The sequence below is a fragment of the Phenylobacterium sp. genome, from assembly GCF_004297125.1.
GTDB lineage: Bacteria > Pseudomonadota > Alphaproteobacteria > Caulobacterales > Caulobacteraceae > Phenylobacterium.
The window spans coordinates 309,948-332,497 of record NZ_SCVD01000019.1 but is presented as its reverse complement, the minus strand read 5'-3'; the positions used below and the strand labels follow the sequence as shown (position 1 = coordinate 332,497).

General features: G+C 69.8%; 26 protein-coding genes. 18 read left to right on the top strand and 8 right to left on the bottom strand.

All coding sequences use genetic code 11. The features are described 5' to 3' along the window. Positions 1 to 39: 39 nt before the first annotated feature. The 3 genes from EPO51_RS09975 to EPO51_RS09965 are packed head-to-tail and all read left to right on the top strand — an operon-like array spanning position 40 to position 1,713. A complete protein-coding gene (locus tag EPO51_RS09975) occupies positions 40 to 618 on the top strand; it encodes a YqaA family protein (protein ID WP_293349465.1) in 579 nt (192 codons plus the stop codon). Positions 619 to 646: 28 nt separating this feature from the next. Further along, on the top strand, positions 647 to 1,153 hold the full coding sequence (locus EPO51_RS09970) for a disulfide bond formation protein B (protein WP_293349462.1): 507 nt from the start codon (positions 647 to 649) through the stop codon (positions 1,151 to 1,153). Next, on the top strand, positions 1,150 to 1,713 hold the full coding sequence (locus EPO51_RS09965; protein ID WP_293349460.1) for a demethoxyubiquinone hydroxylase family protein: 564 nt from the start codon (positions 1,150 to 1,152) through the stop codon (positions 1,711 to 1,713). The genes EPO51_RS09970 and EPO51_RS09965 overlap by 4 nt, the downstream gene beginning before the upstream one ends. On the opposite strand, the gene EPO51_RS09960 is transcribed toward EPO51_RS09965, so the two are convergent. Further along, positions 1,710 to 2,249, bottom strand: coding sequence for a carboxymuconolactone decarboxylase family protein (locus tag EPO51_RS09960; protein WP_293349457.1), 540 nt, complete (start codon positions 2,247 to 2,249; stop codon positions 1,710 to 1,712). The two genes, EPO51_RS09965 and EPO51_RS09960, sit on opposite strands and share 4 nt — an antisense overlap. A 68-nt stretch (positions 2,250 to 2,317) precedes the next feature. Between EPO51_RS09960 and EPO51_RS09955 the strand changes: the two genes are divergently transcribed. The 7 genes from EPO51_RS09955 (at position 2,318) to EPO51_RS09925 (ending at position 8,104) form a co-directional block, all read left to right on the top strand. Next, complete coding sequence (locus tag EPO51_RS09955; RefSeq protein WP_293349454.1) at positions 2,318 to 2,653, top strand: winged helix-turn-helix transcriptional regulator; 336 nt, start codon at positions 2,318 to 2,320, stop codon at positions 2,651 to 2,653. Positions 2,654 to 2,731: 78 nt separating this feature from the next. Further along, positions 2,732 to 3,019, top strand: coding sequence for a hypothetical protein (locus tag EPO51_RS09950; RefSeq protein ID WP_293349451.1), 288 nt, complete (start codon positions 2,732 to 2,734; stop codon positions 3,017 to 3,019). A gap of 126 nt (positions 3,020 to 3,145) precedes the next feature. Beyond that, positions 3,146 to 3,697 carry a Spy/CpxP family protein refolding chaperone gene (locus EPO51_RS09945; RefSeq protein ID WP_293349448.1) on the top strand — a complete coding sequence of 184 codons (552 nt, stop codon included), beginning with the start codon at positions 3,146 to 3,148 and terminating at the stop codon, positions 3,695 to 3,697. Positions 3,698 to 3,766: 69 nt separating this feature from the next. Continuing rightward, on the top strand, positions 3,767 to 4,498 hold the full coding sequence (locus tag EPO51_RS09940; RefSeq protein WP_293349445.1) for a response regulator: 732 nt from the start codon (positions 3,767 to 3,769) through the stop codon (positions 4,496 to 4,498). Then, positions 4,495 to 5,919 (top strand): sensor histidine kinase, encoded by a 1,425-nt coding sequence (locus EPO51_RS09935; RefSeq protein WP_293349442.1) that lies wholly within the window; start codon positions 4,495 to 4,497, stop codon positions 5,917 to 5,919. Before EPO51_RS09940 ends, EPO51_RS09935 begins: the two co-directional genes overlap by 4 nt. Before the next feature lie 68 nt (positions 5,920 to 5,987). Beyond that, positions 5,988 to 7,667, top strand: coding sequence for a sulfatase-like hydrolase/transferase (locus tag EPO51_RS09930; protein WP_293349439.1), 1,680 nt, complete (start codon positions 5,988 to 5,990; stop codon positions 7,665 to 7,667). A gap of 2 nt (positions 7,668 to 7,669) precedes the next feature. Further along, positions 7,670 to 8,104 (top strand): hypothetical protein, encoded by a 435-nt coding sequence (locus EPO51_RS09925; protein WP_293349436.1) that lies wholly within the window; start codon positions 7,670 to 7,672, stop codon positions 8,102 to 8,104. A gap of 4 nt (positions 8,105 to 8,108) precedes the next feature. On the opposite strand, the gene EPO51_RS09920 is transcribed toward EPO51_RS09925, so the two are convergent. From EPO51_RS09920 to EPO51_RS09910, 3 genes are all read right to left on the bottom strand, one after another. Next, positions 8,109 to 8,540, bottom strand: a complete 432-nt coding sequence (locus tag EPO51_RS09920) for a hypothetical protein (protein ID WP_293349433.1) — start codon at positions 8,538 to 8,540, stop codon at positions 8,109 to 8,111. 178 nt (positions 8,541 to 8,718) lie between these two features. Then, positions 8,719 to 9,135, bottom strand: a complete 417-nt coding sequence (locus tag EPO51_RS09915; RefSeq protein WP_293349430.1) for a DUF1330 domain-containing protein — start codon at positions 9,133 to 9,135, stop codon at positions 8,719 to 8,721. Continuing rightward, positions 9,132 to 10,037, bottom strand: a complete 906-nt coding sequence (locus EPO51_RS09910) for a haloalkane dehalogenase (protein ID WP_293349427.1) — start codon at positions 10,035 to 10,037, stop codon at positions 9,132 to 9,134. Before EPO51_RS09910 ends, EPO51_RS09915 begins: the two co-directional genes overlap by 4 nt. Before the next feature lie 101 nt (positions 10,038 to 10,138). Between EPO51_RS09910 and EPO51_RS09905 the strand changes: the two genes are divergently transcribed. Beyond that, entirely contained in the window at positions 10,139 to 10,735 is a 597-nt protein-coding gene (locus EPO51_RS09905) for a TetR/AcrR family transcriptional regulator (protein WP_293349424.1), read from the top strand. Positions 10,736 to 11,080: 345 nt separating this feature from the next. Beyond that, entirely contained in the window at positions 11,081 to 11,776 is a 696-nt protein-coding gene (locus EPO51_RS09900) for an EF-hand domain-containing protein (RefSeq protein WP_293349421.1), read from the top strand. Between the two features lie 35 nt (positions 11,777 to 11,811). Here the strand turns inward: EPO51_RS09900 and EPO51_RS09895 are convergent, their stop codons facing one another. Further along, a complete protein-coding gene (locus EPO51_RS09895) occupies positions 11,812 to 12,372 on the bottom strand; it encodes an HNH endonuclease (RefSeq protein ID WP_293349418.1) in 561 nt (186 codons plus the stop codon). 755 nt (positions 12,373 to 13,127) lie between these two features. On the opposite strand from EPO51_RS09895, the gene EPO51_RS09890 reads away from it, so the two are divergent. Genes EPO51_RS09890 through EPO51_RS09880 form a run of 3 tightly spaced genes read left to right on the top strand, consistent with a single transcriptional unit; the run spans position 13,128 to position 15,478 of the window. Further along, positions 13,128 to 13,757: a TetR/AcrR family transcriptional regulator gene (locus EPO51_RS09890; protein ID WP_293349415.1), complete on the top strand. Its 630-nt coding sequence runs from the start codon at positions 13,128 to 13,130 to the stop codon at positions 13,755 to 13,757. A 10-nt stretch (positions 13,758 to 13,767) separates the two neighbouring features. After that, positions 13,768 to 14,595 carry a tRNA glutamyl-Q(34) synthetase GluQRS gene (gluQRS, locus tag EPO51_RS09885; RefSeq protein ID WP_293349413.1) on the top strand — a complete coding sequence of 276 codons (828 nt, stop codon included), beginning with the start codon at positions 13,768 to 13,770 and terminating at the stop codon, positions 14,593 to 14,595. Further along, positions 14,588 to 15,478, top strand: a complete 891-nt coding sequence (locus EPO51_RS09880; protein ID WP_293349411.1) for a DMT family transporter — start codon at positions 14,588 to 14,590, stop codon at positions 15,476 to 15,478. Before gluQRS ends, EPO51_RS09880 begins: the two co-directional genes overlap by 8 nt. On the opposite strand, the gene EPO51_RS09875 is transcribed toward EPO51_RS09880, so the two are convergent. The 3 genes from EPO51_RS09875 to EPO51_RS09865 form a co-directional block, all read right to left on the bottom strand. Next, entirely contained in the window at positions 15,423 to 16,886 is a 1,464-nt protein-coding gene (locus tag EPO51_RS09875; protein ID WP_293349409.1) for a protein adenylyltransferase SelO, read from the bottom strand. The two genes, EPO51_RS09880 and EPO51_RS09875, sit on opposite strands and share 56 nt — an antisense overlap. Positions 16,887 to 17,061: 175 nt before the next feature. After that, positions 17,062 to 17,862, bottom strand: coding sequence for an SDR family NAD(P)-dependent oxidoreductase (locus EPO51_RS09870; protein WP_293349406.1), 801 nt, complete (start codon positions 17,860 to 17,862; stop codon positions 17,062 to 17,064). A 1-nt stretch (position 17,863) separates the two neighbouring features. Beyond that, positions 17,864 to 18,433 carry a carboxymuconolactone decarboxylase family protein gene (locus EPO51_RS09865; protein WP_293349403.1) on the bottom strand — a complete coding sequence of 190 codons (570 nt, stop codon included), beginning with the start codon at positions 18,431 to 18,433 and terminating at the stop codon, positions 17,864 to 17,866. A 97-nt stretch (positions 18,434 to 18,530) separates the two neighbouring features. On the opposite strand from EPO51_RS09865, the gene nhaA reads away from it, so the two are divergent. From nhaA to EPO51_RS09850, 3 genes are all read left to right on the top strand, one after another. Continuing rightward, on the top strand, positions 18,531 to 19,721 hold the full coding sequence (gene nhaA, locus EPO51_RS09860; RefSeq protein ID WP_293349400.1) for a Na+/H+ antiporter NhaA: 1,191 nt from the start codon (positions 18,531 to 18,533) through the stop codon (positions 19,719 to 19,721). 90 nt (positions 19,722 to 19,811) lie between these two features. Further along, positions 19,812 to 20,273 carry a (2Fe-2S)-binding protein gene (locus tag EPO51_RS09855; protein ID WP_293349397.1) on the top strand — a complete coding sequence of 154 codons (462 nt, stop codon included), beginning with the start codon at positions 19,812 to 19,814 and terminating at the stop codon, positions 20,271 to 20,273. After that, positions 20,270 to 22,510: a xanthine dehydrogenase family protein molybdopterin-binding subunit gene (locus tag EPO51_RS09850; RefSeq protein WP_293349394.1), complete on the top strand. Its 2,241-nt coding sequence runs from the start codon at positions 20,270 to 20,272 to the stop codon at positions 22,508 to 22,510. Before EPO51_RS09855 ends, EPO51_RS09850 begins: the two co-directional genes overlap by 4 nt. Positions 22,511 to 22,550: the final 40 nt, after the last annotated feature.

The following is a 22,550-nucleotide window of genomic DNA, read 5'->3' as shown; positions in this document are numbered from 1 at the left end:
CTGCTAGCTGGAACGTCCAAATCGCCGCCGGGATCGCGAATGTTCCGAAAGATGTACGAATGGGTGATGCGGCTCGCCGGCTCGCGTCACGCGCCCGCGTCCCTGGCCGCGATCTCGTTCGCCGAAAGCTCGTTCTTCCCGATCCCGCCCGACGTGATGCTCGCCCCCATGGTGCTGGCGCGCCGCGACAAGGCTTTCCTCTATGCCGGCATCTGCACGGTCGCCTCGGTGCTGGGCGGCCTGTTGGGCTATGCGATCGGCGTGTGGCTGGAACCGGTGGGCCAGACGATCCTGCGGATCTTCGGCCACCCCGAGGGCCAGGCCGAGTTCCAGAAGTGGTTCGACCAGTGGGGCCTGTGGGTGATCCTGATCAAGGGCGCCACGCCGATCCCCTACAAGCTGGTGACCATCACCGCCGGCCTGGCGCGATTCGACCTTTTCACCTTCGTCTGGGCCTCGATCCTGACCCGGGGCTTCCGCTTCTTCGCGGTCGCGGCGATCCTGAAATATGCGGGCCCGGTCATGCTGAAGGAGTTCGAACGGCGCCTGAACCTCTATTCGATCCTGCTGCTGGTCCTGCTGATCGGCGGTATCGTCGCGCTGAAGGTCTTTTTATAGGCGCCGCTTTGGGGTCATATCCCGGCCGATGTTGAAACCCTTTCTCGACCGCTGGCGGCTCTGCGCGGTGCTGGTCGCCGCCGCGATGCTGGCGACCGCGCACGCCTTCGAGACCTTTGGCGGCTACGCCCCCTGTACGCTCTGCCTGCGCCAGCGCGAGGTCTACTGGGCGGTTCTGGGGACCGGACTGGCGTTCATGATGCTGGTGCGCATGCCGGGCGGACCCCGCTGGCGCGAAGCCACCTGCTGGGTGCTGGCGGCGGCTTTCCTGGTGAGCTGCGGCCTCGCCGTCTATCACGCCGGCGCCGAGTGGAAGTTCTGGCCCGGGCCGCAGGCCTGCGCCTCGGGCGGCGGAGCCGTGAACGCGGCCGACCTCTCCGCCTTCCTCGAGGGGGCCAAGGTGAAGCCGCCCGCCTGCGACGAGGCCCCCTGGGTGTTCGCGGGCCTGTCGATGGCCGGCTGGAACGCGCTGCTCTCCCTGGGCCTCGCGGGAATGAGCGTCCTGGCCGCCCTGCGCGAGCGGACCAAGCGATGACCGAAAAGCCCATCCCGCCCCGGCCCGGCCGCGGCGCTCAGGCCGCCCGCCTCGCCGAGATCCTGCGGGTCGACCACGCCGGCGAACTGGCCGCCGTGCAGATCTATCGCGGCCAGCGCGCTGTGATGGGGGCGTCGCCCGGGCAGTCCCGGCTGGCCGGTCACTTCGCCGAGATGGAGGCCCAGGAGGCCGTCCACCTGGCGCGGTTCGACAAGCTGCTGACCGAGCGCCGCGTTCGGCCGACCGCGCTGGCGCCCGTCTGGCGGCTGGCCGGCTTCGCCTTGGGCGCCGGCACCGCGCTCATGGGAGAGAAGGCGGCGCATGCCTGCACCGAGGCCGTCGAGACGGTGATCGAGGGCCACTATGCCGACCAGATCGCCGAGCTGAGCGCGCGCAATCCTGAGCTGGCGGCCGAGCTCAGCAAGTTCCGCGACGAGGAACTGGCCCATCGTGACTCGGCGATCGCCGGCGGCGCACGCGAGGCGCCGGGCTATGGCCTGCTCTCGGCGGTGATCAGCGCCGGCTGCCGCGCCGCCATCAAGATCAGCGAGAAGCTCTAGGCGGCGAACCGGGCCGCGCCCGCTTCCAGCGGCAGATCCAGACCGCCCACCACGTACGAGACCATGCGGTAGAAGCCGCAGAGCAGCAGCATCTCCAGCACCTGGGCCTCGTCGTAGTGCTTACGCAGCGCCGAAAATTCGGCGTCGCTGAGGGCGGCGCGCTGGTGCAGCGTCTCGGCCGCCTGCAGCAGGGTCCGTTCCGCATCGCTCCATAGCGGGGCGGCCGATCCCTCCGCCGCGGTGGCGGCGACTTCCTCCGGCGTCAGCTTCGCTGGGGCGGCGAAGATGGCGACGTGGACGCCCCATTCATACTCGTTGCCGGCCAAGGCGCAGGTCCGGTCGATGACCAGCTCGCGCTCACGCAGACTGAGCGGGCCCGCGTCGAGCAACCCGCCGGCGCGGAATTTCCGCCAGGCCCGCTCCGACGTCGCGAGGGTGCGGAACAGCATCAGGGGCGGGGCGCCCTGCATGATGGCGTCGAAGCTGGATTGGACGTCCGCGGCATAGGGCGGCTCCAGCGGCGCGATCCTTGGCATGGGGTCGGCTCCTTGCTACGATTTCGATAACATGCACGCTACACTTTCCGTAACACGCGTCAATCCCCGTGGCTGACCGGCGCGTCCGCGGCTCGCGCACGGGCCGGCCCATCATGGCGCTGCTCGACCTGATCGGGCGGCGCTGGACCCTGCGCGTGGTGTGGGAGCTGCGCGGCGAGCCACTGACCGCGCGGGCGTTGCGCGCGGCCTGCGACGAAGTCTCGCCCACCGTCCTGCAGGCCCGCCTGGGTGAACTGCGCGCAGCGGCCCTCGTCGACCACACCCCCGGACAGGGCTATGGCCTCACCGCGCAGGGCCGCGAGTTCCTGGAAGCGTTCATGCCGCTCTACGGTTTCGCCGAGCGCTGGGCCGGAGCTGTGGACGACACAACTCCGGCGGGTTGAGGCGACTCAAAAAAACAGCCGGAATGGAGTCGTCACGTCCGCAAAGTTCTGCTTTTGTTCACAACAAGGAGTCGCATCATGGCGGACGGAAGCAGCAGGCACCTGGTTCGGGAGTGGGCCGTGGGCGAGGCGCGGCTGGGCTGGGCCACGGCGGCGCGCTCCAGCCTGTGGGCGCGATGCGCCTGCGGACGCGAGGCGACGGTGGATCCGCGCCCCTGGCTGGCCCAGGGGCTCAGCCGCCAGACGCTCCAGGACCTGGAGCACCGCCTCCGCTGCGCCTGCGGGGCGCGGCGCGCCCAGTTGGAGATCCGCGGCCTCGCCGAGGCGCCGGGCGGCGGCGCCGGCGGCATCCACGTCTTCAGGTAGGGACCGCCCACAGCCGGGTCAGGCCCAGCGTTTCTCGAACATTTCAGAGGCGTCGCCCCCCACGCCATCAGCGACGGCGACGCCCATGCGAAAGTGCTCTACCTCAGGGAAGAGGAAGAACACCCGATGACACACCGCCTGATCCTGGTGCTGGCCCCCGCGGCCCTGGCGCTCGCCACGCTCGCCCACGCACAACCCGCCGGTCCGCGGCCGGACCCGCACGGCCAGCCCAGCGCCGAGATGAAGACCCGCCACGAGGCTATGCAGAAGCAGCACCTCGAGGATCTGAAGACCATCCTGCGCCTGCGGCCCGACCAGGAGCCGGCGCTCGCGGCCTTCGTCGAGGCCCACAAGCCGCAGTTCCACGAGATGAAGGGCCCCCGCGAACCCGGTACACTGACGACGCCGCAACGCCTGGAGGAAATGTCGAAGCACGAGGCGCAGATGACCGCCCAGCATCAGCGCATGCGCGACGCCCTGGCCAAGTTCTATGGCGCGCTGTCGCCGGAGCAGCAGAAGGTGTTCGACGCCCTCCAGCGCCTGAGGGGGCCGCACGAGGGTCCGGGCGGCCCCATGATGCACGGCGGCCACGGCGGGGGACCGCGGATGATGATGATGCGGCGCGGCGGCCCGGACGGTCCGGACGGTCCGATGCCCGGCCATGAACCGCCGCGCTGATCGGCCGCCGCCGCGGATTGTGGCGAAGTCGCGATGACGGCGCCACAGTTCGAGGCCAGAGGAGCCGTCATGATGGCCCAACCTTCGGTGCTGCCCGCGCGCCACATCCTCGTGGTGGAGGACGACACCCAGCTGCGCGAGCAGGTGACAGCCTACCTGGCCGACCACGGCTATCAGGTGCACGCCGCCGCGGACGCGCGCGCCATGGACCGCATGCTGGCCCAGGCCCCGATCGACCTCGTGGTCCTGGACCTGATGCTGCCGGGCGAGGACGGGCTGTCGATCTGCCGCCGCCTCTCGGCCGACGGCGGCCCGGCGATCATCATGGTCAGCGCCATGGGCGAGGAGATCGACCGGGTGCTGGGCCTGGAGTTGGGCGCCGACGACTACCTGCCCAAACCCTGCAGCCCGCGGGAGCTGCTGGCCCGGGTCCGGGCCGTCTTCCGCCGGCTTGAGGAGGCGCGCGGCGGCGCGCCTCGCAAGGGCAAGGCCTACCAGTTCCAGGGCTTCGTGGTGGACGCGCTGCGCCGCCAGCTCCGCGCCCCCAACGGCGCGACGATCCTGCTGACCTCGGGCGAGTTCTCGCTGCTGTCCGCGTTCCTGGACCATCCGCAGCGCATCCTGTCGCGCGACCAGCTCCTGGACATCGCGCGCGGCAACGACGCCGACGTCTTCGATCGCGCCGTGGACGTGCAGATCAGCCGTCTGCGCCGCAAGCTGCATGCCTGCAGCGACACCGAGATCATCAAGACCGTGCGGGGCGCCGGCTACATGTTCGACGTGGCGGTCACCCGGCCATGAAGCCGGCGGCGCGGCTTCGCGCCTCGATCGGACTGCAGCTCGTCGTCCTGATCGTCGCCTGCCTGTTCGCGACCCACCTGATCGTGTTCGCCGCGGTCACGCTGCTGCCCCCGCCGCAGCCGCCGCTCTATCGGCTGACCGAGATTGCGGGAGCCCTGCAGGGCGGGCCGCTGACCGCGCGCTTCGGACGGCCGATGCTGCGAACCGTCGCTGCGGAACCGCCGACCGAGCCCGCGGGCGAACGCGAACTACGCCGGTCCGACGGGCACGTGGAGGCCCTCGCCGTCACCCTGGGCCGCCCGCGCGAGGACGTACGGTTCTTTCCCATCCCGCCTTCGCTGTTCGATCGAATGTTCCATCGCGCGGGCGCCCGGCGGCTCATCTACGAGCATCGCCGCCCACGTGACGGCAAGCCGCCAGGGCCCCTTCCCCCCGGGCCGCCGGGGACGCCGCCCGAATTCCGCTTCCGCGGCGGGCCGCGCGAGATGGTGCTGGGCGATTTCGCCGCCGCGGTGCGCCGCGACGACGGCCAGTGGGTGGTCGTCCGTTCCAGCCCCGAGCCATTCCCCACCGACTGGCAGAAGCGCACCTTCCTGCTGCTGCTGGCCAGCTTCGCGGTGGTGGCGCCTGCCGGCTTCCTGTTCGCCCGCCGGATCACCGCGCCCCTGAAGCGCTTCTCCGAAGCCGCCGAACGCCTGGGCCGCGATCCCCACGCGGCGCAAATGACGCTGAGCGGTCCCGCCGAGATCGGCGCCGCGGCCGAGGCGTTCAACGACATGCAGGGCCGGCTGAAGCGCTACATCGACGACCGCACCGCCATGGTCGGCGCGATCAGCCATGACCTGCGAACGCCGCTGGCCCGGATCCGCTTCAAGATGGAGGCCGCCCCGGGAAGCCTGAAGCAGAGCGTGCTCTCCGACGTCGCCCAGATGGAACAGATGATCCAGGGCGTGCTTACCTTCATCCGCAACGAAAGCACCCCGCGCAATCGGGAGAAGCTGGACCTGCTGTCGCTGGTGGAGTGCGTGGTCGACGACGCGGCCATGGTCGGCGGCGACGTGGAGATCTTCGACTCCGTGCCTGTCACAGTCGAGGGCGACGCCGTGGCGCTCCAGCGCCTGTTCGTGAACCTGGTCGACAACGCCGTGAAGTACGGCGGCCAGGCGCGCATCCGGGTCAGCCGGGAGGACGGCCACGCCGTGGTCGAGATCGACGACGCCGGCGAGGGGCTTTCGACCGACGACCTGGAGCGGGTCTTCCAACCATTCTACCGCGCCGACGCCTCGCGGAACCTGGACGCCGGCGGAATCGGCCTGGGCCTGCCCATCGCTCGCTCCACCGCCCGCGCCCACGGCGGCGACGTGGAGCTGATCCCCATCGGGCGGGGCCTGCGCGCCAGGGTGATCCTGCCTGTCGCCTGACTCTCGCCGCATCTATCGGCACGGGTAATGTCACTATATACTCCCGGCCAACGATCGGGAGGGATGCGATGAAGCTCTGGAAATGGCTGGCCGCCATCGTCGTCGTGCTGGCCGTCGCGGTGGGCGCGGCCTACGCGAACCGCGCCACGATCCTCTCGATGATCGCCCGCTCGCGGTTGCCGCATGTCGAGCCGAACCGGCCGGTGACCTGGGCGCAGGGGCCGAGCGCCGCGCCGGAAGGCCCCCGGCCGCCCAACGTGGTCTTCATCCTGGCCGACGACCTCGGCTACAACGACATCAGCTTCAACGGGGGCGGGGTGGCGAACGGCGCCGTACCGACCCCCAACATCGACTCCATCGGCCGCGACGGCGTGTCGTTCGCCGCGGGCTATGCCGGCAACGCCACCTGCGCACCGTCGCGCGCGGCGCTCATGACCGGCCGCTATCCCACCCGCTTCGGCTTCGAGTTCACGCCCGCCCCGGTCGCCTTCGAACGCATGGTCGGCACGGAGGCCGAGCCGGGGTCGATCGTGAAGCCGAAATTCTTCAAGGAGCGGCTGGCCGACATGCCGCCCGGCAGCACCGCGGCCTCGTCCTCGGCGGTCAACATGCTGAGCGTACCGACCGGCGAGGTGACCATCGCCGAGGTCCTGAAGACGCGCGGCTACCACACGCTCCACCTCGGCAAGTGGCACCTGGGCGGCAAGGCGGGTTCGCGGCCCGAGGACCAGGGCTTCGACGAGAGCCTGGGGTTCATTTCGGGCGGCTCGATGTACCTGCCGGAGAAGGACAAGGGCGTGGTCAACGCCAAGCAGCCCTGGGATCCGATCGACCGCTTCCTGTGGCCCAACCTGCCCTATGCGGTGCAGTTCAACGGATCGCCCATGTTCGCCCCCAAGGGCTACATGACCGACTATCTCGCCGACGAGGCGATCCGGTCGATCAAGGCGAACAGGAACCGGCCGTTCTTCATCTACTTCGCGCCGAACGCGATCCACACGCCGCTGCAGGCCAAGAAGGCGGACTACGACGCCCTGCCGCAGATCAAGGACCACCGCCTGCGGGTCTACGGCGCCATGGCGCGGAACCTGGACGCCAACGTCGGCCGCATCCTTCAGGCGCTGAAGGACGAGGGCCTGGACCAGAACACCCTGGTGATCTTCTCCAGCGACAACGGCGGCGCCGGGTACGTCGGCCTGCCGGACGTGAACAGGCCCTACCGCGGCTTCAAATCGACCTTCTTCGAAGGCGGGATCAAGGCGCCGTTCTTCATGCGCTGGCCTGCGGCGATCCCGGCGGGATCCAGCTATCCCTACCCCGTCGGCCACGTGGACATCTTCGCCACCGCCGCGCACGCCGCCGGCGCGGCCATGCCCGCCGACCGCAAGATCGATGGCGTCGACCTGATGCCCTTCGTCCAGGGCAAGGATCCCGGTCGTCCTCACCAGGTGATGTTCTGGCGCTCCGGCCAATACAAGGTGGTCCGCGACGGCGACTGGAAGCTGCAGTCCAGCGAGGCGCAGAAGAAGGTCTGGCTGTATAACCTGGCCGCCGACCCGACGGAGAAGCGCGAACTCTCCAAGGCCGAGCCCGCCCAGGTCCAGCGCCTGCTGGCCATGATCCGCTCCCAGGACGCGGAGAGCGTGAGGCCCATGTGGCCGTCGCTGCTGCAGGGCCCGGTGTTCATCGACCACCCCAGCGGCCAGCCGCAGAAGCCGGGCGAAGAGTACATCCTCTGGGACAACTGACGGTGGCCTTCCTGCCGCCGTCGACCAACCACGAGTACCGCGGCGCCGACGTGTCCGTCGTGTTCCTGGGCCTGTGCGCGGTGCTGACGCTGGTCCCGGGGGCGATCCACAGCTTCCTGCCCGACGGCGGGGCGGGCGTGATCGCCCATCTCGACGTCGGCGGTCGGGCGGCGCTGGTGCGCGCCCTGTTCGCGTGCGAGGGCGCGACCCAGCTCGCGTTCGGCCTGGGCATGATGGCGGTGGCGTTGCGCTACCGGCCGCTGACGCCGCTGTTCCTGGCGCTGGTGGTTGTGGAGCGCGGCCTGATGAGCCTGCAGGGCTGGGTGCTGCTGCCGCCGCCGAACGGACATCATCCGCCGGAGCACTTCGCCAGCCCGGTCACCGCGATACTGGCCCTGGCCTTCCTGGCGCTCGCGCTGCGCCCGGGGCGGCGGTGAGCGCCTACTTGCGCTCGTAGTAGTCGACCGCCGCCTGCGCGGCCTTGTCATAGGCGGCCAGCGGGGGGTCGGAACGCACCGTGCCGCCGCCGTCGCGGGCGATGCGGAAGTATTCCGCATAGTGGCCATACGCGGTGCGGCAGAGCGCATCGCGCCGCGGATCGCCATAGTTGGACACGAAGGTCCGATGGTTCTCCCACGAGTAGCCGACACAGGCCGTCTCGCGCGCCAGCCAGTCCAGGCGGCCGCCGTGCGCCTCGGCGATCCGCTTGGCCAGGCTGACGGGCTCAGGCGCCACCGGCGCCGAATAGCCGCCGTCCTTCACGCCTTGCTCAATTTCCTCGGCCTGCCGTATCAGGTCGGCCACGTCTTCGGGCGGCAGGCTGTCCTTCATCTGCGCCGCCTGTGCGCGGATCTGACGAGCGAGGTCCAGCATCTTTTGAGGCGTGTCCTGCGCGTGCCCGATGGCCGGCGTCAGCAAAGTCAGAACCACAGCGAGATGCAGCAGGCGCATCCGAGACGTCCCCCCAAGGTGGATGATGTGACGGGCCAGCGGCCCAGCTTCATCTACGATGGTTTGGCGCGGATGGACGAGTCCCGCCCCTCCCGCTCGGCTAGAATCCCACGCCCGGCTTCGTCCGGATGTTGAGCTGGCCCGCCAGCCCGGCCTTGCGGTGATGCTCGATGGCCTGCATCTCCGGCGAGAGCGCCATGGCCCGGAAGGCGGCCAGTGACGGATACTCGGCGAGCGCCACCATGTCCCAGAGGTCCTCCACCTCGCCCAGCAGCAGGCCCGTCACGGCGCCCGAGTACCGGATCTTTCCGCCGAGGCCTTCCACCAGCTTGCTCACCTCCGCGCCGTAGCGGGCGTAGGCCTCGGCGCCGCTGAGGTCGGCGTCCGACCCGTCGGGGTACTCCGCCTTGGCCTTGAACTTCAGCAGATTGACCATGACGAATGGCCCATCTTCGGTGCCGCCGAAAAAGGACATGGCCTGTTCGGGCTGCGGGAAGACCGCGTTCTCGACTTTCATCCCCGGTTCCTCCTGATGAGCTGGTCGATGACCTCGACGATCTCGGCTGGACTGTCCTCCTGCAGGAAGTGTCCGCCGGATAGGGTGACGTGCGGCTGCCCCTTGGCCCCCGGGATGCGCGCCTGGATCGGGAGGTCGCCGCCGCGGGTGATCGCGTCACCGTCGCTGAAGGCCGTGACCACGGGCTTCTCGAACTGCTCCAGCACCTTCCAGGCGGCCAGGTTCTCGGCCACTGACGGATGTTCGGGCGTCACCGGAACCAGCGTCGGGAACTGGCGGGCGCCTTCCTTGTAGCTCTCGTCGGGGAACGGGGCGTCATAGGCGGCGACCTCCTCGACCGACAGGTTCCGCCCGCTGCCACCGTTGAGCAGCATGCCGATCGGCATCTGCGGGATGTTCTGGCTGAACTCCAGCCAGGCCTTGAAACCGTCGGTCATGCCTCCGCCCGTGGGCAGGCCGGTGTTGGCGATGACCAGGCCGGCGAAGCGCTCGGGGAACGCGGCGACCAACCGCAGGCCGATCAGCCCGCCCCAGTCCTGGCAGAAGAGCGTCAGATCCTTCAGATCGAGACCGGTGAGCCACTGGCTCATCCAGGCCACGTGGCGCTCATAGGTGTAGTCCGTCCGTTTCGCCGGCTTGTCGGAGCGGCCAAAGCCGATCAGGTCCGGTGCGATCACCCGTCGCCCCTTGGCGACAAGCCCCGCGATGACGTGACGGTAGAGGTAGGCCCACGACGGCTCGCCGTGCATCAACAGGACGGGCGCCCCGTCGCGTGGCCCTTCGTCGACGTAGTGGATCCGCAGCGTCGAGCCGTCCGCGTCGCGCACGTCGAGATAGCGCGGGGCATAGGGCCAGTCGGCCAGGCCCTCGAACCGCGCGTCCGGAGTTCGCAACACTTCCATCGACCGTCTCCTTGGATAATAGTGACATTATGCGTGCCACTAATGGATCAAGTCAACGCACCCCCCTGGACGGCGCCCGGCGGCGCGGGCGAAATGGGAGCATGAAGACCGTGGCCGAACCCCTGCCCGATCCCGAGGTCGCCGACGGTCGACGCCGGCGGGGGATGGACAATCGGGCGCGGATCGTCGCGGCGATGATCGAGATGGTGCGCGCCGACGAGATCGCCCCCAGCGCCGAACGGGTGGCGGCGCGCGCCGACGTGGGCCTGAGGACGGTCTTCCGCCACTTCCAGGACATGGACAGCCTCTACCGCGAGATGTCCGTGGTCATCGAGGCCGAGATCCGCGCCATCATCGACCAGCCGCTGCAGGCCCAGGCCGGCCCTGCGCGGGTGATCGAGCTGATCGGGCGGCGCGCGCGGGCCTTCGAGACCATCGCGCCGTTCCGCCGCGCGGCCGAGGCCTTCCGCCATCGCTCGAAGTTCCTGGGCTCCGACTACGCGCGCCTCGTGACCCAGCTGCGCGCGATCCTCGAGCGCGAACTGCCGCCGCCGGTCGCCGGCGACCCGATGAAGCTGGAGGCGCTGGACCTTCTGCTCAGCTTCGAGGCCTGGGCGCGGCTGCGGCGCGAACAGCACCTGACCGTCGAGCAGGCGAAGGCGGTGCTGGAGTCCGCCACCCGGGCGATCATCGCCTGACCGGAACCGACCTGTCCCTTGGCGGAATTCATCCACCCGGAGACCCGAGAGAACGAAGAGTAGGCTCTGGGATCCAGATTCAGCCCTGTAGAGGGAAATAAATGCCGACATCGACTGACAGTGAGATCTGTCGTCGAGGCCTCTGTATTTCAAATTCTCCTGAAATCGACGCGTCGCGGTGCGGATTTCCAGGCTTGATTGCGCATATGTTTCAACACGTAATTGTAAATTGAAACAAATCGGCTTTCATAAAACTACCCCTCGTCTTGCATTTCTCCAGTCGCCCCCGCGCCTCGGCAAGGTGCGCGAGGGATGTTTCATCGACTCATCGCAAAGGCGACGAAAGTGCAAATATCAACAACTTCCGCAACTTACGGGGAGAGCTCGGCGCAACGCGTCCTGGCTTCACTCCTTCAGCCCAGCGCCGAGACCGATCGGCAAGAAAAGCCGGGCAAGGCCAAGGGCGCCGGCGGCCCACCGCCCGGACCACCACCGGCCGACGCCGCGAAGCAGTTCGCATCTGACACCCTGGGCAGCCTCCTCTCCGCCCAGGATTCTTCCCGCTCCGACGATCTCGCTTCGAAGCTGATCGAAGGCGCCGACAGCGACGACGACGGCGCGCTCAGCCTGGAAGAAATCCAGACCACCCTCGGCGCCTCGGCCTCGGACGAACTGGCGTCCGCGGTCTCCGACCTCGACACCGACGGCGACGGCAAGCTGAGCGCAGAGGAGCTCTCGGCCGGCCTCGAGGCCAACCGGCCCGAACGCCGCGGCCCGCCGCCCCCGCCCTCCAGCGCCGACGCAGCCTCGAAGTTGATCGGCGACGTCGACGCCGACGAGGACGGCTCGCTCAGCCTGGCCGAGATCACGTCCGAGTTGGGGATCGACGAGGCGGACTCCGATCTGGCCAGCGCCTTCGGCAGCCTCGATACGGACGGCGACAGCCTGCTGAACACCGCCGAACTCACCGCCGCCCTCGACGCGTTCCAGGCGGCCCGCGGCGACGGCGAGCAGAAGGCCCAGGCCTCGGTCACGGCCTGACGCGGATATGGCCGGATCGCGGTGCGGTCCGGCCGCTACGCCTCCAGCTCGATGTCCCAGTAGAGGTAGTCGAGCCAGCTTTCGTGCAGGTGGTGCGGCGGGAATCTGCGGCCCCGCTCCTGCAGCTCGTGCGCGCTGGGCCGGCGGGGCTTCATCCGCGGGTGCATGTGCGCCTCGTGCGGAGTGCGCCCGCCCTTCGTCAAGTTGCAGCGGGCGCAGGCCGTGACGATGTTCTCCCACGTCGTGCGGCCGCCGCGCGAGCGCGGGATCACGTGATCGAAGGTCAGTTCGGAGTCCGCCGTGCAGTACTGACAGGTGAAGGCGTCGCGCAGGAAGAGGTTGAAGCGGGTGAAGGCCGGCGGCCGGTCCTGGGCCACGTAGCTCTTGAGCGAGACCACGCTGGGCAGCTTCATCGAGAACGAGGGGGAGTGGACTTCCTGGTCGTAGGTGGAGACCACGTCCACGCGGTCGAGGAAGACCGCCTTGATCACTTCCTGCCACGGCCAGAGCGACAGGGGATAGTAGGAGAGCGGCCGGAAGTCTGCGTTGAGCACGAGACAGGGCCATCCGGAGGGCGCGTGCCTAAGCACCTGCATGGCAGGGCCTCCGTGGACGCCTCAGGGCGCATATGGCGATCGACCTTGGACTGAAGACACAACCCTCAGCGACGGAAATCGACGTGACTGGGAAAATATAGGCCCGATTCGGAGACAACTCTACGACGACGCGGGCCTTGCGGTGCGGCCAGTGGCCTCGCCCGGTCCTTGAGGACGGGCGAGGCGCTACGGGCGGCGCATCGATCAGGCGCCGAGGACGACGGTGGCGCCGGCGACGGTCAGGGCAAGGCCCACCATCGCGAAGGACACGACCACGTCGAGCATGCGGTTCATCAGCATCGACATCTTGGTTCTCCGTTTGAGTTCGGGCCCGGCCGATCCGGGCCCATGTCCATCTGGACAGTGATTAGATAGCACGATCTGAACATTGCACAGATAATTGTTTTCGCCGATATGATATGCGTTTTTGCATGGATCTATTGGCGCCGCCCCACGACGAAAAAGGGGCCCGCTCAAGGTGGGCCCCTTCGTCGGATCGACCATCTAAGTGGGGAGCCTTAGGCGCCCAGGCCCGCCGTGGCGACGGCCGCAGTGAGGCCGAGGAACAGGAGGAAGACCGGGGTCGCGCGGTCGAAGAACCGTTCGAACTTCACGAGAGACATGACACACACCTTTCAGTTTGAACCCCAGGGGAGTGGGGGGCGTTTCTTATTTGAACAGCGCTCAGATAGGTACGGTCCCGTTTGTCGTCAAGACATCTGTACAGCGCTTAGATGTGAACTTATGGTAATGCGATGAGCCAACCCAAAAGCGCCGAGCCCCGCCCCTATCATCACGGCGATCTGCGCCGCGCCCTCGTGGACGCCGCCCGCAGGCTGCTCGAGGCGGAAGGTCCGAGCGCGCTGTCGCTGCGGGCCGTGGCGCGCGAGGCGGGGGTCAGTCCGGCGGCGCCCTATCACCACTTCAAGGACAAGGCCGAGCTGCTCGACGCCGTGGCCCACGAAGGCTGGGAGATCCTGGGCGCCCAGATGACCGAGGCCAAGAACACGGCCACGGGTATGCAGCAGCTCACGGCGCTGGGCATCGCCTACGTCTGCTTCGCCCGCGACAACCCCGCGCTCTACCGCGTGATGTACGACGCCGCGCGCGACAAGGAAGCCCTGCCGGACGAGATGGAGGGCAAGAGCGAGAGCGCCTACTGCATGGTTCGCGACACCATGGTCGAGCACGGAGCCGATCCGGCCGCCGAGGCCCACCTGGAGCTGGCCACCATCGCCGCCTGGTGCGGCGCCCACGGCCTGGCCGAGATGGCCGGCTTCAAGCAGTTCGAGCACCTGAAGGACGAGCTGGGCGGCGAGCGCCAGTTCCTGGAAGCGGTGCTGAACCACATGGGACTGTTCCAAGCCAAGCACTCCGCCTGCTAATCCCACCCGGGTGTTCGCCACCCGCTTCGCCCCGTCCCCGACCGGATACCTGCACCGCGGCCACGCCTTCTCGGCGCTGACGGCTTCGGAGGCCGCGCGCGCGGCCGGCGGCCGATTCGTGCTGCGGATCGAGGACATCGACGCCACCCGCTGCCGGCCCGAGTTCGAGGCGGCGATCTTCGAGGACCTGGCCTGGCTCGGCCTGGCCTGGGAGACGCCGGTGCGGCGGCAGTCCGAGCACCTGGACGACTACCAGGCCGCGCTCTCGAGGCTGGAGGCCGACGGCCTGCTCTACCGCTGCTTCCGCACCCGCAAGGAAGTGGCCGCGGCGATTGCGTCGGCGCCGCACGGGGCCACGGAGGTGTTCCGGGGCGCGCCGCTGCCGGCCGACGAGGAGGCCCGGCGGCTGGCCGCCGGCGAGCCCTTCGCCTGGCGGCTGTCACTGGACGCGGCGTCGCGCAAACTCGGCGGCTTCGGCGGGCTGACATTCACCGATGAGGGCGAAGGCGTCGTTTCGGCCAGGCCCGAACTCGGCGGCGACGTGGTGCTCGCGCGCAAGGATGTGGGCGTGGCCTACCATCTGGCCGTGACGGTCGACGACGCCCTGCAGGGGATCACCCACGTCATCCGCGGCCGCGACCTGTTCGAGGCGACCCATGTCCAGCGGCTCTTGCAGGCGCTGCTGGGCCTGCCCGAGCCGACCTATCGCCACCACCGGCTGCTCACCGGGCCGGACGGCAGGCGGTTCGCCAAGCGCGACCGGGCGGAAACGCTGCGGTCGCTGCGCGAACGGGGTATGAGCGCCGCGGACCTGCGCAAGGAGCTGGGCTTTGACTGACGCCGCGGCCGAGGAGCCCTCCCAGTCGAGCTGGCTGGCGCTGGCGGCGCTGCTCGGCGGCGCGTGCATCATTGGGCTGGCCGCCATCCTGGTGCGGATGTCCGACGCCGGCCCGGCGGCGACGGGCGTCTGGCGGCTGATCTTCGCCATGCCGCTGCTGGCGCTGATGACCTGGCGCACGGCCGGTTCTATCGGCGGCCCGCCGAGGATGGCGCTGTGGGCCGGGCTGTTCTTCGCCCTGGACCTCGGCTTCTGGCACTACGGCATCCAGTACACCTCGGTGGCCAACGCGACGGTGCTGACCAACCTGACGCCGGTCGTGGTCACGGCCTTCGCCTGGATCTTCCTGAGGCAGAGGCCCCGCGCGCTGTTCCTGGTCGCCGTGGCGGCGGCCGTGGGGGGCGCTTCGCTGATGGCCTACGCCAAGGGCGGCGGGGCGTTGCGCAACCAGCCGCTGGGCGACGCGCTCTCGGTGGCGACGGCGTTCTGGTACGCCCTCTACTTCCTGACCATGGCCGAGGGCCGCAGGACCGAAGGGGCGAGCCGGATGATGTTCTGGGCGGGCGTCGCCGGCCTCCCGCTGCTGCTGGGGGCGGCGCTGCTGCTGGGCGAGCCGCTGACGCCGGCCAGCGCGACCGGGTGGGCGGCCTGCGCCGGCCTCGGGCTGATGCACGTCGCCGGCCAGGGCTCCATCGCCTGGGCCATGGGCCGGCTGCCCACCTCCACCGCCTCGGTGGTGGTGCTGGTCCAGCCGGTGGTGGCCGCCTGGCTCGGCTGGCTGCTGTTCGCCGAAGCCATCGGGCCGCTGCAGGCGCTGGGTGCGGCGGTCACCCTGGGCGGGGTGGTGCTGGCGCAGTGGGTGTCGCGGAAGAAGGCTGGCTGAGACCCCACGCTGTCCGCGCCGCCTCGATCCGCGCCAGCTTGGCGTGGAAGGCGGTCCAGTCGTCGCGCTGGTCGATGTCGGCCCAGATCGCCTCGATCTCGTCGATCAGCAGTTCTTCGGGTTCGGCCTGCGCGAAGTAGGGATGGGCCAGCCGATGGGGCCGCGCCGGCTCGTAGGCCGCGACGCGGCGGCGGAATTCGGCGACGTCGACCGCCGCATAGAGATCGGCGCGCGGGCCGGCCATGGCGCGGTCCTCGCGCCCGCCGAACCAGTCGAAGAAGAACGGCTCCCAGCGCAGGCGCTCGCCGCCCTCGGCCATCGCGCCGAACGCAGCCTGCACCAGTTCCGCGTCTTCCTCGTCGCCGCGCGGGATGACCCCCAGGCGGCCCAGCATCGCGGCCATCAGTTCGCGCCGATAGGCGGGGCCGAAGCCGTTCAGGGCCTCGACCAGCGGGTCGCTCTCCGTCACCAGGCTGAGGCAACCGGCGAGCTGCTGCAGGTTCCAGAACACCGCCTCCGGCTGGCGGCCGAAGCTGTAGAGGCCGTTGTGGTCGAAATAGGCGGCGGTGAAGTTCGGGTCCGACTTCGGCAGGAACCGGTAGGGGCCGTAGTCGAAGCTCTCGCCGGTGATGTTCATGTTGTCGGTGTTGAGGACGCCGTGGACGAAGCCGGCCGCCATCCAGCTCGCGGTCAGGCGCGCGGCCTTGCCGCAGACCGCTTCCAGCAGGGCGGCGGGACGGTCGTTGGCGCCTTGCAGTTCGGGGTAGTAGGTCGCCACCACGTGGTCCACCAGCGCCCCGACGCGGTCCTTGGCCTGGAAGAAGGCATGGCGCTGGAAGGTCCCGAAGCGGACGTGGCTGTGCGAAAGCCGCACCAGCACGGAGGCGCGCGTGGGGCTGGGTTCGTCGCCGCGCTCCAGGGCCTCGCCGGTCTCGACCAGGGAGAACGAGCGCGAGGTCGGCACGCCCAGGGCCTCCAGCATCGCGGTCGCCAACACCTCGCGGACCCCGCCTTTCAGGGTCAGCCGGCCGTCACCCGAGCGCGACCACGGTGTCTGGCCAGAGCCCTTGGTCCCGAGATCCAGCAGCCGGCCGGTCCCGGCCTCGCGAAGCTGGGCGAACAGGAAGCCGCGGCCGTCGCCGAGGTCGGGGTTGTAAACGCGGAACTGATGGCCGTGATAGCGCTGGGCCACGGGCGGATCGATATTGCCTGGCAGCGGCCGAAAGCGGCCGAAATGGGCGATCCACTCCTCGTCCGTCAGGGTGTCCAGGCCGACCGTCACGGCGGCGCGGTCGTTGCGGTAGCGCAGGATCGTGGCGGGGAAATCCGCCGCTTCCACGGGATCGGCGAACTCGCGACCGAGGGCCGGGAACTGCGGATCGGGGCGATAGGCGGCGGAGACGGACATAGCCCCAGCTATGCCGCCCGACCTGGGGTTCGGCTAGCGCATTCCGAGGAAGCCCAGGACCGCCAGGACGACGACCACCAGGCCGACAAGATAGATGATGCTGTTCATCAGGTGCTCTCCGGTCAGTGTCCCTCGACAGGGGCGACTAACGCAGAGGCTTCGCAGGCCGTTCCCCCTACCCGATCCTTACGCCCATGCCGCCATCCACCGGCAGGATCACGCCGGTGACGAACCTGGCCTCGTCGGAGGCCAGGAACAGCGCCGCATAGGCGGTGTCCCAGGCGCTGCCCATCCTGCCGCCCAGGGGCACGCGGGCGTCGCGTTCGGCGCGGACCTCGTCCTGGGTGCGGCCGCTGGCGCCGGCGATGCCGGCGACGGCCATCGGCGTGTCCATCAGCCCCGGCTGGACCGCGTTGCAGCGGACGCCGTAGCGGGCCTGGGACTGGGCGACGCTGGTGGTCAGGCGGTTCACCGCGGCCTTGGAGACCTCGTAGGCTACCTGGATGCCGCCCGCCTTCGCGGCCAGGGACGAGATGTTGACGATGGCCCCGCCGCCCTGCTCGCGCATGACGCCCAGCGCGGCCTTGGTCACCAGCCACATGCCCTTGAGGTTCACCGATAGGATGCGGTCGAACGCCGCCTCCTCGATCCTGTGCGCCGGTCCGTCGCCGCCGCCGATGCCGACATTGTTGACCAGGATGTCGAGGCGGCCCAGGCGCGCCACAGCCTCGGTCACGATCCCCGCGGCCTCCGCCGATCTGGTCACGTCGGCCTGCAGGGCGAAGGCTTCGCCGCCCTCCTCGCGGATCATGGCCGCGGTCTCTTCCGCCCGCTCGCCGACGCGGTCGACGCAGAGGACGCGCGCGCCCTCCCTGGCGAAGAGCAGGGCCATGGCGCGGCCGTTGCCGACGGTGTCGCCCGGCGTCTGGCCGGCGCCGACGACCGCGGCGGCCTTGCCCTCGAGGCGGCCCGCCACCTCAGTAGCCCTTGAGTTCGGGATCGAGGGTCTGGCCCTCGTCGAGCTGCACCCCGAACGTGTTCAGGATCATCGAGACCTGGGTGTACTGGCCGGTCGTGAAGACCACGTCCATGCACTGCTTCTGGGTGAAATGCCGGCCCAGCTCGGCCCAGGTCGCGTCGGTGATGAAGTGGTCGTCGTGCAGCTCGTCCGTGGCGCGGATCAGGGCCGCGTCGGCGGCGCTCCAGCCGGCGTCGGCGCCGCGCTTGATGGCCTCGATCTCGGCCTCGGTCAGGCCGGAGTTCAGGCCGATGCGGGTGTGCTGGGTGAACTCGTAGCCGGACTTGCAGAGGAAGCCCGTGCGCAGGATCACGATCTCCCGCTCGCGGGCCGGCAGGTCGTTCCGGCGCGACAGCACATAGCCGCCCCAGTCGTTGAACCGCTTCAGCGCCTTGGGCGCGTGCGCCAGGGTGCGGAAGATGTTGAGGACGCCCATCGTGCCGTCACGCACCGGCTGCAGGGCCTCGGACTGCTCGGGGGTGAGCTGGTCGTCGCTCAGCGGGGCGACGCGGGGCTTGGACAGTCTCATGGCGTTTCCTCGAACATCCGGTTTGTTGGCGCCGCAGCTTAGAGCCCGCGCCCGATTTCGCTAGAGCCGGCCGCCCGGGCTTGTTACCCAGGCCCCAATGTCCACCCGGTCCACGCTGGCCTTCCTCAAGACCGAGACCGGTTCCGGCATGCTGCTGGCCGCCGCGGCGCTGCTCGCCATCGCCTGGGCCAACTCGCCGTGGGCCGGTTCGTACGACGCCCTCACCCACCACATGGTGGCCGTCCGGGTCGGCCCCTTCGCCGAAGAGATGAGCCTCAGCGGATGGGTGAAGACCGCCCTGATGCCGATCTTCTTCTTCGTGGTCGGGCTGGAGATCAAACACGAGATCCTGCGCGGTGAGCTGTCGAACCCGCGCCGGCTGGCCCTGCCGTTGCTGGCGGCCACGGGCGGGGTCGTGGTCCCGGCGCTGATCTATCTGGCCGTCAACGGCCTGCCCGGCGGCCATCAGGAGGGCTGGCCGATCCCCACGGCCACCGACATCGCCTTCGCCCTGGCGGCCCTGGCGGTCGCGGGGCCCCGTCTGCCGCCGACGCTGCGGATATTCCTGCTGACGCTCGCGATCGCCGACGACCTCGCGGCGGTGGCGCTGATCGCGGTGCTGTTCACCGCCGACCTCAACTTTCCGATGCTGGCGGGGGCGGCGGTGACGGTGGCGGTGCTGGCGGCCATGTCGCGCTGGCGGACAGCGCCCTATTCCTTCTGGGCCATCGGCGGCCTGCTGCTCTGGGGCTTCACGCTGAAGTCCGGGGTGAACACCTCGCTGGCCGGGATCGCGGCGGCGTTCTGCCTGCCGCTGGAGCCCAAGCGGACCGGCGGCCAGGGCGTGCTTAGCGAGACCATGGAAGCCCTGCACCCCTACGTGGCCTTCTTCATCCTGCCGGTCTTCGCCTTCATGGCGGCCGGATTCTCCCTGGGCGGCCAGGCGGGCGGGGCGATCTTCGGGACCGTCAGCCTGGGCGTGGCGGCCGGCCTGTTCTTCGGCAAGCAGATCGGCGTGTTCGGCGCGGCCGCCCTGGCCATCGGGCTGAAGTGGGCCCGGCGGCCGACGGGCGCCAAGTGGCTGGAGCTCTACGGCGTCGCGGCGCTCTGCGGCGTGGGCTTCACCATGAGCCTGTTCATCGGGGCCCTGGCGTTTCCGGCGGGCGACGAGGCCCTTCATGCCCAGGTGCGGGCCGGCGTGGTGATGGGCTCGCTGGCCTCGGCCCTGGTGGGCATCCTCCTGCTGTCGATCAGCGCCCGCCGCCGGGCTCGCGAGGCTGAAGCCTAGGTCTTCGCCCAGGCCCTCGCAGATCCCCCTTGCGGCGGCGGCGGAGTTGGCGTCCGCTGGCCGGCAGGCAACCCGCTTTGGGAGGGCGATATGACCAGCTTCCGATTGAATGGCCGCGAGGTCTCGGTCCAGGCGCCTGACGACGCCCCGCTGTTGTGGACGATCCGCGACGAAGCGGGCCTGACCGGGACCAAGTTCGGCTGCGGCATCGGCCAGTGCGGCGCCTGCACGGTGCATGTGAACGGCGACGCGGTCCGGTCCTGCATCACGCCCACGGGCTCGGTCGCCGGACAGTCGGTGACGACCATCGAAGGCCTCGACCCCAAGGGTCAGCACCCGCTGCAGATGGCGTGGATCGAGGCTCAGGCGCCGCAATGCGGCTACTGCCAGTCGGGCCAGATCATGCAGGCCGCGGCCCTGCTGAAGGCCAATCCGAAGCCGTCGGACGCCGACATCGAGGCCGGCATGACGGGCAACCTCTGCCGCTGCATGGCCTACATCCGTATCAAGAAGGCCATCAAGGCGGCCGCGGCCAAGGGCGTTGCGGCATGAACGCGATCCTTCCCGACGTCTCACGGCGCGGCTTCCTGATCACCGTCTCGGCGGCGGGGGCGATGTTCGGCCTGGGCCACCCCGCGCAGGCGGCCGAGGCCTTCGCCCCCACCATCTGGTATGGCATCGACCGCCAGGGCGTGGTCACGGTCCACATCATCCGCGCCGAGATGGGCCAGCACGTGGGCACCGCCATCGCCCGCATCGTCGCCGACGAGCTGGAGGCCGACTGGTCGAAGGTGCGCATCGACCACGTCGACAGCGATCCGAAGTGGGGCCTGATGGTCACCGGCGGAAGCTGGTCGGTGTGGCAGAGCTATCCGCTTTACAGCCAGGCCGGCGCGGCGGGGCGGATCGCCCTGATCGAGGCGGGCGCCAAGCTGATGGGTGTGACCCCGGCCGACTGCATCGCGCGCAATGGCGCCGTGGTCGCGGGCAAGCGCTCGGTCTCCTACGGCGAGATCGTCGCCAAGGGCGACCTCAGCCGCACCTTCACCGCCGAGCAGCTGGCCAAGCTGCCGATGAAGCCGGCGTCCGAGCGCCGGATCGTCGGCAAGCCCGGCGGGGCCCAGGACATCCCGGCCAAGACCAACGGCCAGGCCAAGTATGGTCTCGACGCCAAGGTTCCGGGGATGGTCTACGCGCGGCCCAAGCTGCCGCCGACCCGCTACGGCTCGACGGTGGTTTCCATCGACGAGACCGCGGCCAAGGCGGTGCCGGGCTATATCCGCGCCATCGCCCTGGAGGATCCCTCGGGGACCGTGCCCGGCTGGGTGATGGTCTATGCCGACAGCTTCGTGGCCGCCGACCGGGCGACCGAGGCGCTGAAGGTGACCTGGAAGGCCGGCGAGACCGCCAAGGTCGCCGAGGCCGACCTGCAATCCCGCGCCCGCGCCCTGATCGCCGACAAGACCGCCGGCTCGCAGGTGGTGGAGGACCCCGGCGTGGACGCGGCGTTCGCGGCGGCCAAGTCGACCCTGGAGCAGACCTACACGACCTCCACGGCGCTGCACTTCCAGATGGAGCCGGTGAACGCGCTGGCGTTCGAGAAGGACGGGCTGTTCGAGATCCACACCGGCAACCAGTGGCAGTCGCTGGTGCTGCCGTGGCTGGCGACGGCGCTGGGCCGCAAGGAAGAGACCATCGTGCTGCGCACCTACATGCTGGGCGGCGGGTTCGGCCGGCGGCTGAACGGCGACTATGCGGTGGGGGCGGCCCTGGCGTCGAAGGCCATCGGCGGCAAGCCGGTGAAGATGGTGATGACCCGGGCGGACGACACCCGGTTCGACAGCCCGCGCTCGCCCTCGGTCCAGACCCTGCGGATGGCGTTCGGCGACGCCGGGCGGGTGACGGCGATGGAGCATCACGCCTGCGCCGGCTGGCCGACCCAGGCCATGGCGCCGTTCTTCATGCCCAAGGGCGGGAATGGCGTTCCTTACGACCCGTTCGCGATCAGCGGGGCGAACCACTGGTACACCGTCGGCGCCCAGCGGGTGCGGGCGGTCCAGAACGATCTGGCGAACAGGACCATGCGGCCGGGCTGGCTGCGTTCGGTGGGTCCCGGCTGGACGAACTGGGCGGTGGAAAGCTTCATGGACGAGGCGGCGGCTCAGGCCGGGGTCGATCCGCTGGCCTTCCGGCTGAAGATGCTGGACGCCGCGGGCCGCAACGCCGGCTCCGCGCCCAACGCGGTGGGCGGGGCCAAGCGGCAGGCCGCCGTGCTGAAGCGACTGGCCGACAAGGCCGGCTGGGGCAAGCCGCTTCCGAAGAACACGGGGCTGGGCCTGGCCACCACCTTCGGGCAGGAGCGGGACATGCCGACCTGGGTGGCCTGCGCCGCCCGCGTGGCGGTGGATCCGGCGACCGGCGCGGTGACGGTGGAAAAGCTGACCCTGGTGGCCGACGCTGGGACCATCGTCCACCCGGACGGGGCGCTCGCGCAGATGGAGGGCGCGGCGCTGTGGGGCATGAGCCTGGCGCTGCTCGAGGGTTCGGCCTTCGAGAACGGCCAACCGAAGGACACCAACCTCGACAGCTATACGCCGCTGCGCATGGCCGACGTGCCGGACGTGGAGGTGGAGTTCATCGCCAGCACCGAGGTTCCGGTGGGCCTGGGCGAGCCGGCGACCACCGTGGTGGGACCGGCCATCGGCAACGCCATCTTCCGGGCGGTGGGCGCGCGGGTGCGCGACCTGCCGATCCGGCCCGAGGCGGTGAAGGCGGCGATGAAGGCTTAAGGCGGGCGGGCCGCCGAAAACGCAGACGCACGCGGAAGCG

Excerpts from the sequence above, each read along its gene's own strand:
- EPO51_RS09865 (WP_293349403.1), bottom strand. The coding sequence starts at position 18,433 with ATGAGACTGTCCAAGCCCCGCGTCGCCCCGCTGAGCGACGACCAGCTC.
- EPO51_RS09915 (WP_293349430.1), bottom strand. The coding sequence starts at position 9,135 with ATGAAAGTCGAGAACGCGGTCTTCCCGCAGCCCGAACAGGCCATGTCC.
- EPO51_RS09975 (WP_293349465.1), top strand. The coding sequence starts at position 40 with ATGTTCCGAAAGATGTACGAATGGGTGATGCGGCTCGCCGGCTCGCGT.
- EPO51_RS09855 (WP_293349397.1), top strand. The coding sequence starts at position 19,812 with ATGACCAGCTTCCGATTGAATGGCCGCGAGGTCTCGGTCCAGGCGCCT.
- EPO51_RS09895 (WP_293349418.1), bottom strand. The coding sequence starts at position 12,372 with ATGCAGGTGCTTAGGCACGCGCCCTCCGGATGGCCCTGTCTCGTGCTC.
- EPO51_RS09910 (WP_293349427.1), bottom strand. The coding sequence starts at position 10,037 with ATGGAAGTGTTGCGAACTCCGGACGCGCGGTTCGAGGGCCTGGCCGAC.
- EPO51_RS09935 (WP_293349442.1), top strand. The coding sequence starts at position 4,495 with ATGAAGCCGGCGGCGCGGCTTCGCGCCTCGATCGGACTGCAGCTCGTC.
- EPO51_RS09970 (WP_293349462.1), top strand. The coding sequence starts at position 647 with ATGTTGAAACCCTTTCTCGACCGCTGGCGGCTCTGCGCGGTGCTGGTC.
- EPO51_RS09940 (WP_293349445.1), top strand. The coding sequence starts at position 3,767 with ATGATGGCCCAACCTTCGGTGCTGCCCGCGCGCCACATCCTCGTGGTG.
- nhaA (WP_293349400.1), top strand. The coding sequence starts at position 18,531 with ATGTCCACCCGGTCCACGCTGGCCTTCCTCAAGACCGAGACCGGTTCC.
- EPO51_RS09965 (WP_293349460.1), top strand. The coding sequence starts at position 1,150 with ATGACCGAAAAGCCCATCCCGCCCCGGCCCGGCCGCGGCGCTCAGGCC.
- EPO51_RS09890 (WP_293349415.1), top strand. The coding sequence starts at position 13,128 with ATGAGCCAACCCAAAAGCGCCGAGCCCCGCCCCTATCATCACGGCGAT.
- EPO51_RS09930 (WP_293349439.1), top strand. The coding sequence starts at position 5,988 with ATGAAGCTCTGGAAATGGCTGGCCGCCATCGTCGTCGTGCTGGCCGTC.
- EPO51_RS09920 (WP_293349433.1), bottom strand. The coding sequence starts at position 8,540 with ATGCTGGACCTCGCTCGTCAGATCCGCGCACAGGCGGCGCAGATGAAG.
- EPO51_RS09850 (WP_293349394.1), top strand. The coding sequence starts at position 20,270 with ATGAACGCGATCCTTCCCGACGTCTCACGGCGCGGCTTCCTGATCACC.
- EPO51_RS09950 (WP_293349451.1), top strand. The coding sequence starts at position 2,732 with ATGGCGGACGGAAGCAGCAGGCACCTGGTTCGGGAGTGGGCCGTGGGC.
- EPO51_RS09905 (WP_293349424.1), top strand. The coding sequence starts at position 10,139 with ATGAAGACCGTGGCCGAACCCCTGCCCGATCCCGAGGTCGCCGACGGT.
- EPO51_RS09945 (WP_293349448.1), top strand. The coding sequence starts at position 3,146 with ATGACACACCGCCTGATCCTGGTGCTGGCCCCCGCGGCCCTGGCGCTC.
- EPO51_RS09875 (WP_293349409.1), bottom strand. The coding sequence starts at position 16,886 with ATGTCCGTCTCCGCCGCCTATCGCCCCGATCCGCAGTTCCCGGCCCTC.
- EPO51_RS09960 (WP_293349457.1), bottom strand. The coding sequence starts at position 2,249 with ATGCCAAGGATCGCGCCGCTGGAGCCGCCCTATGCCGCGGACGTCCAA.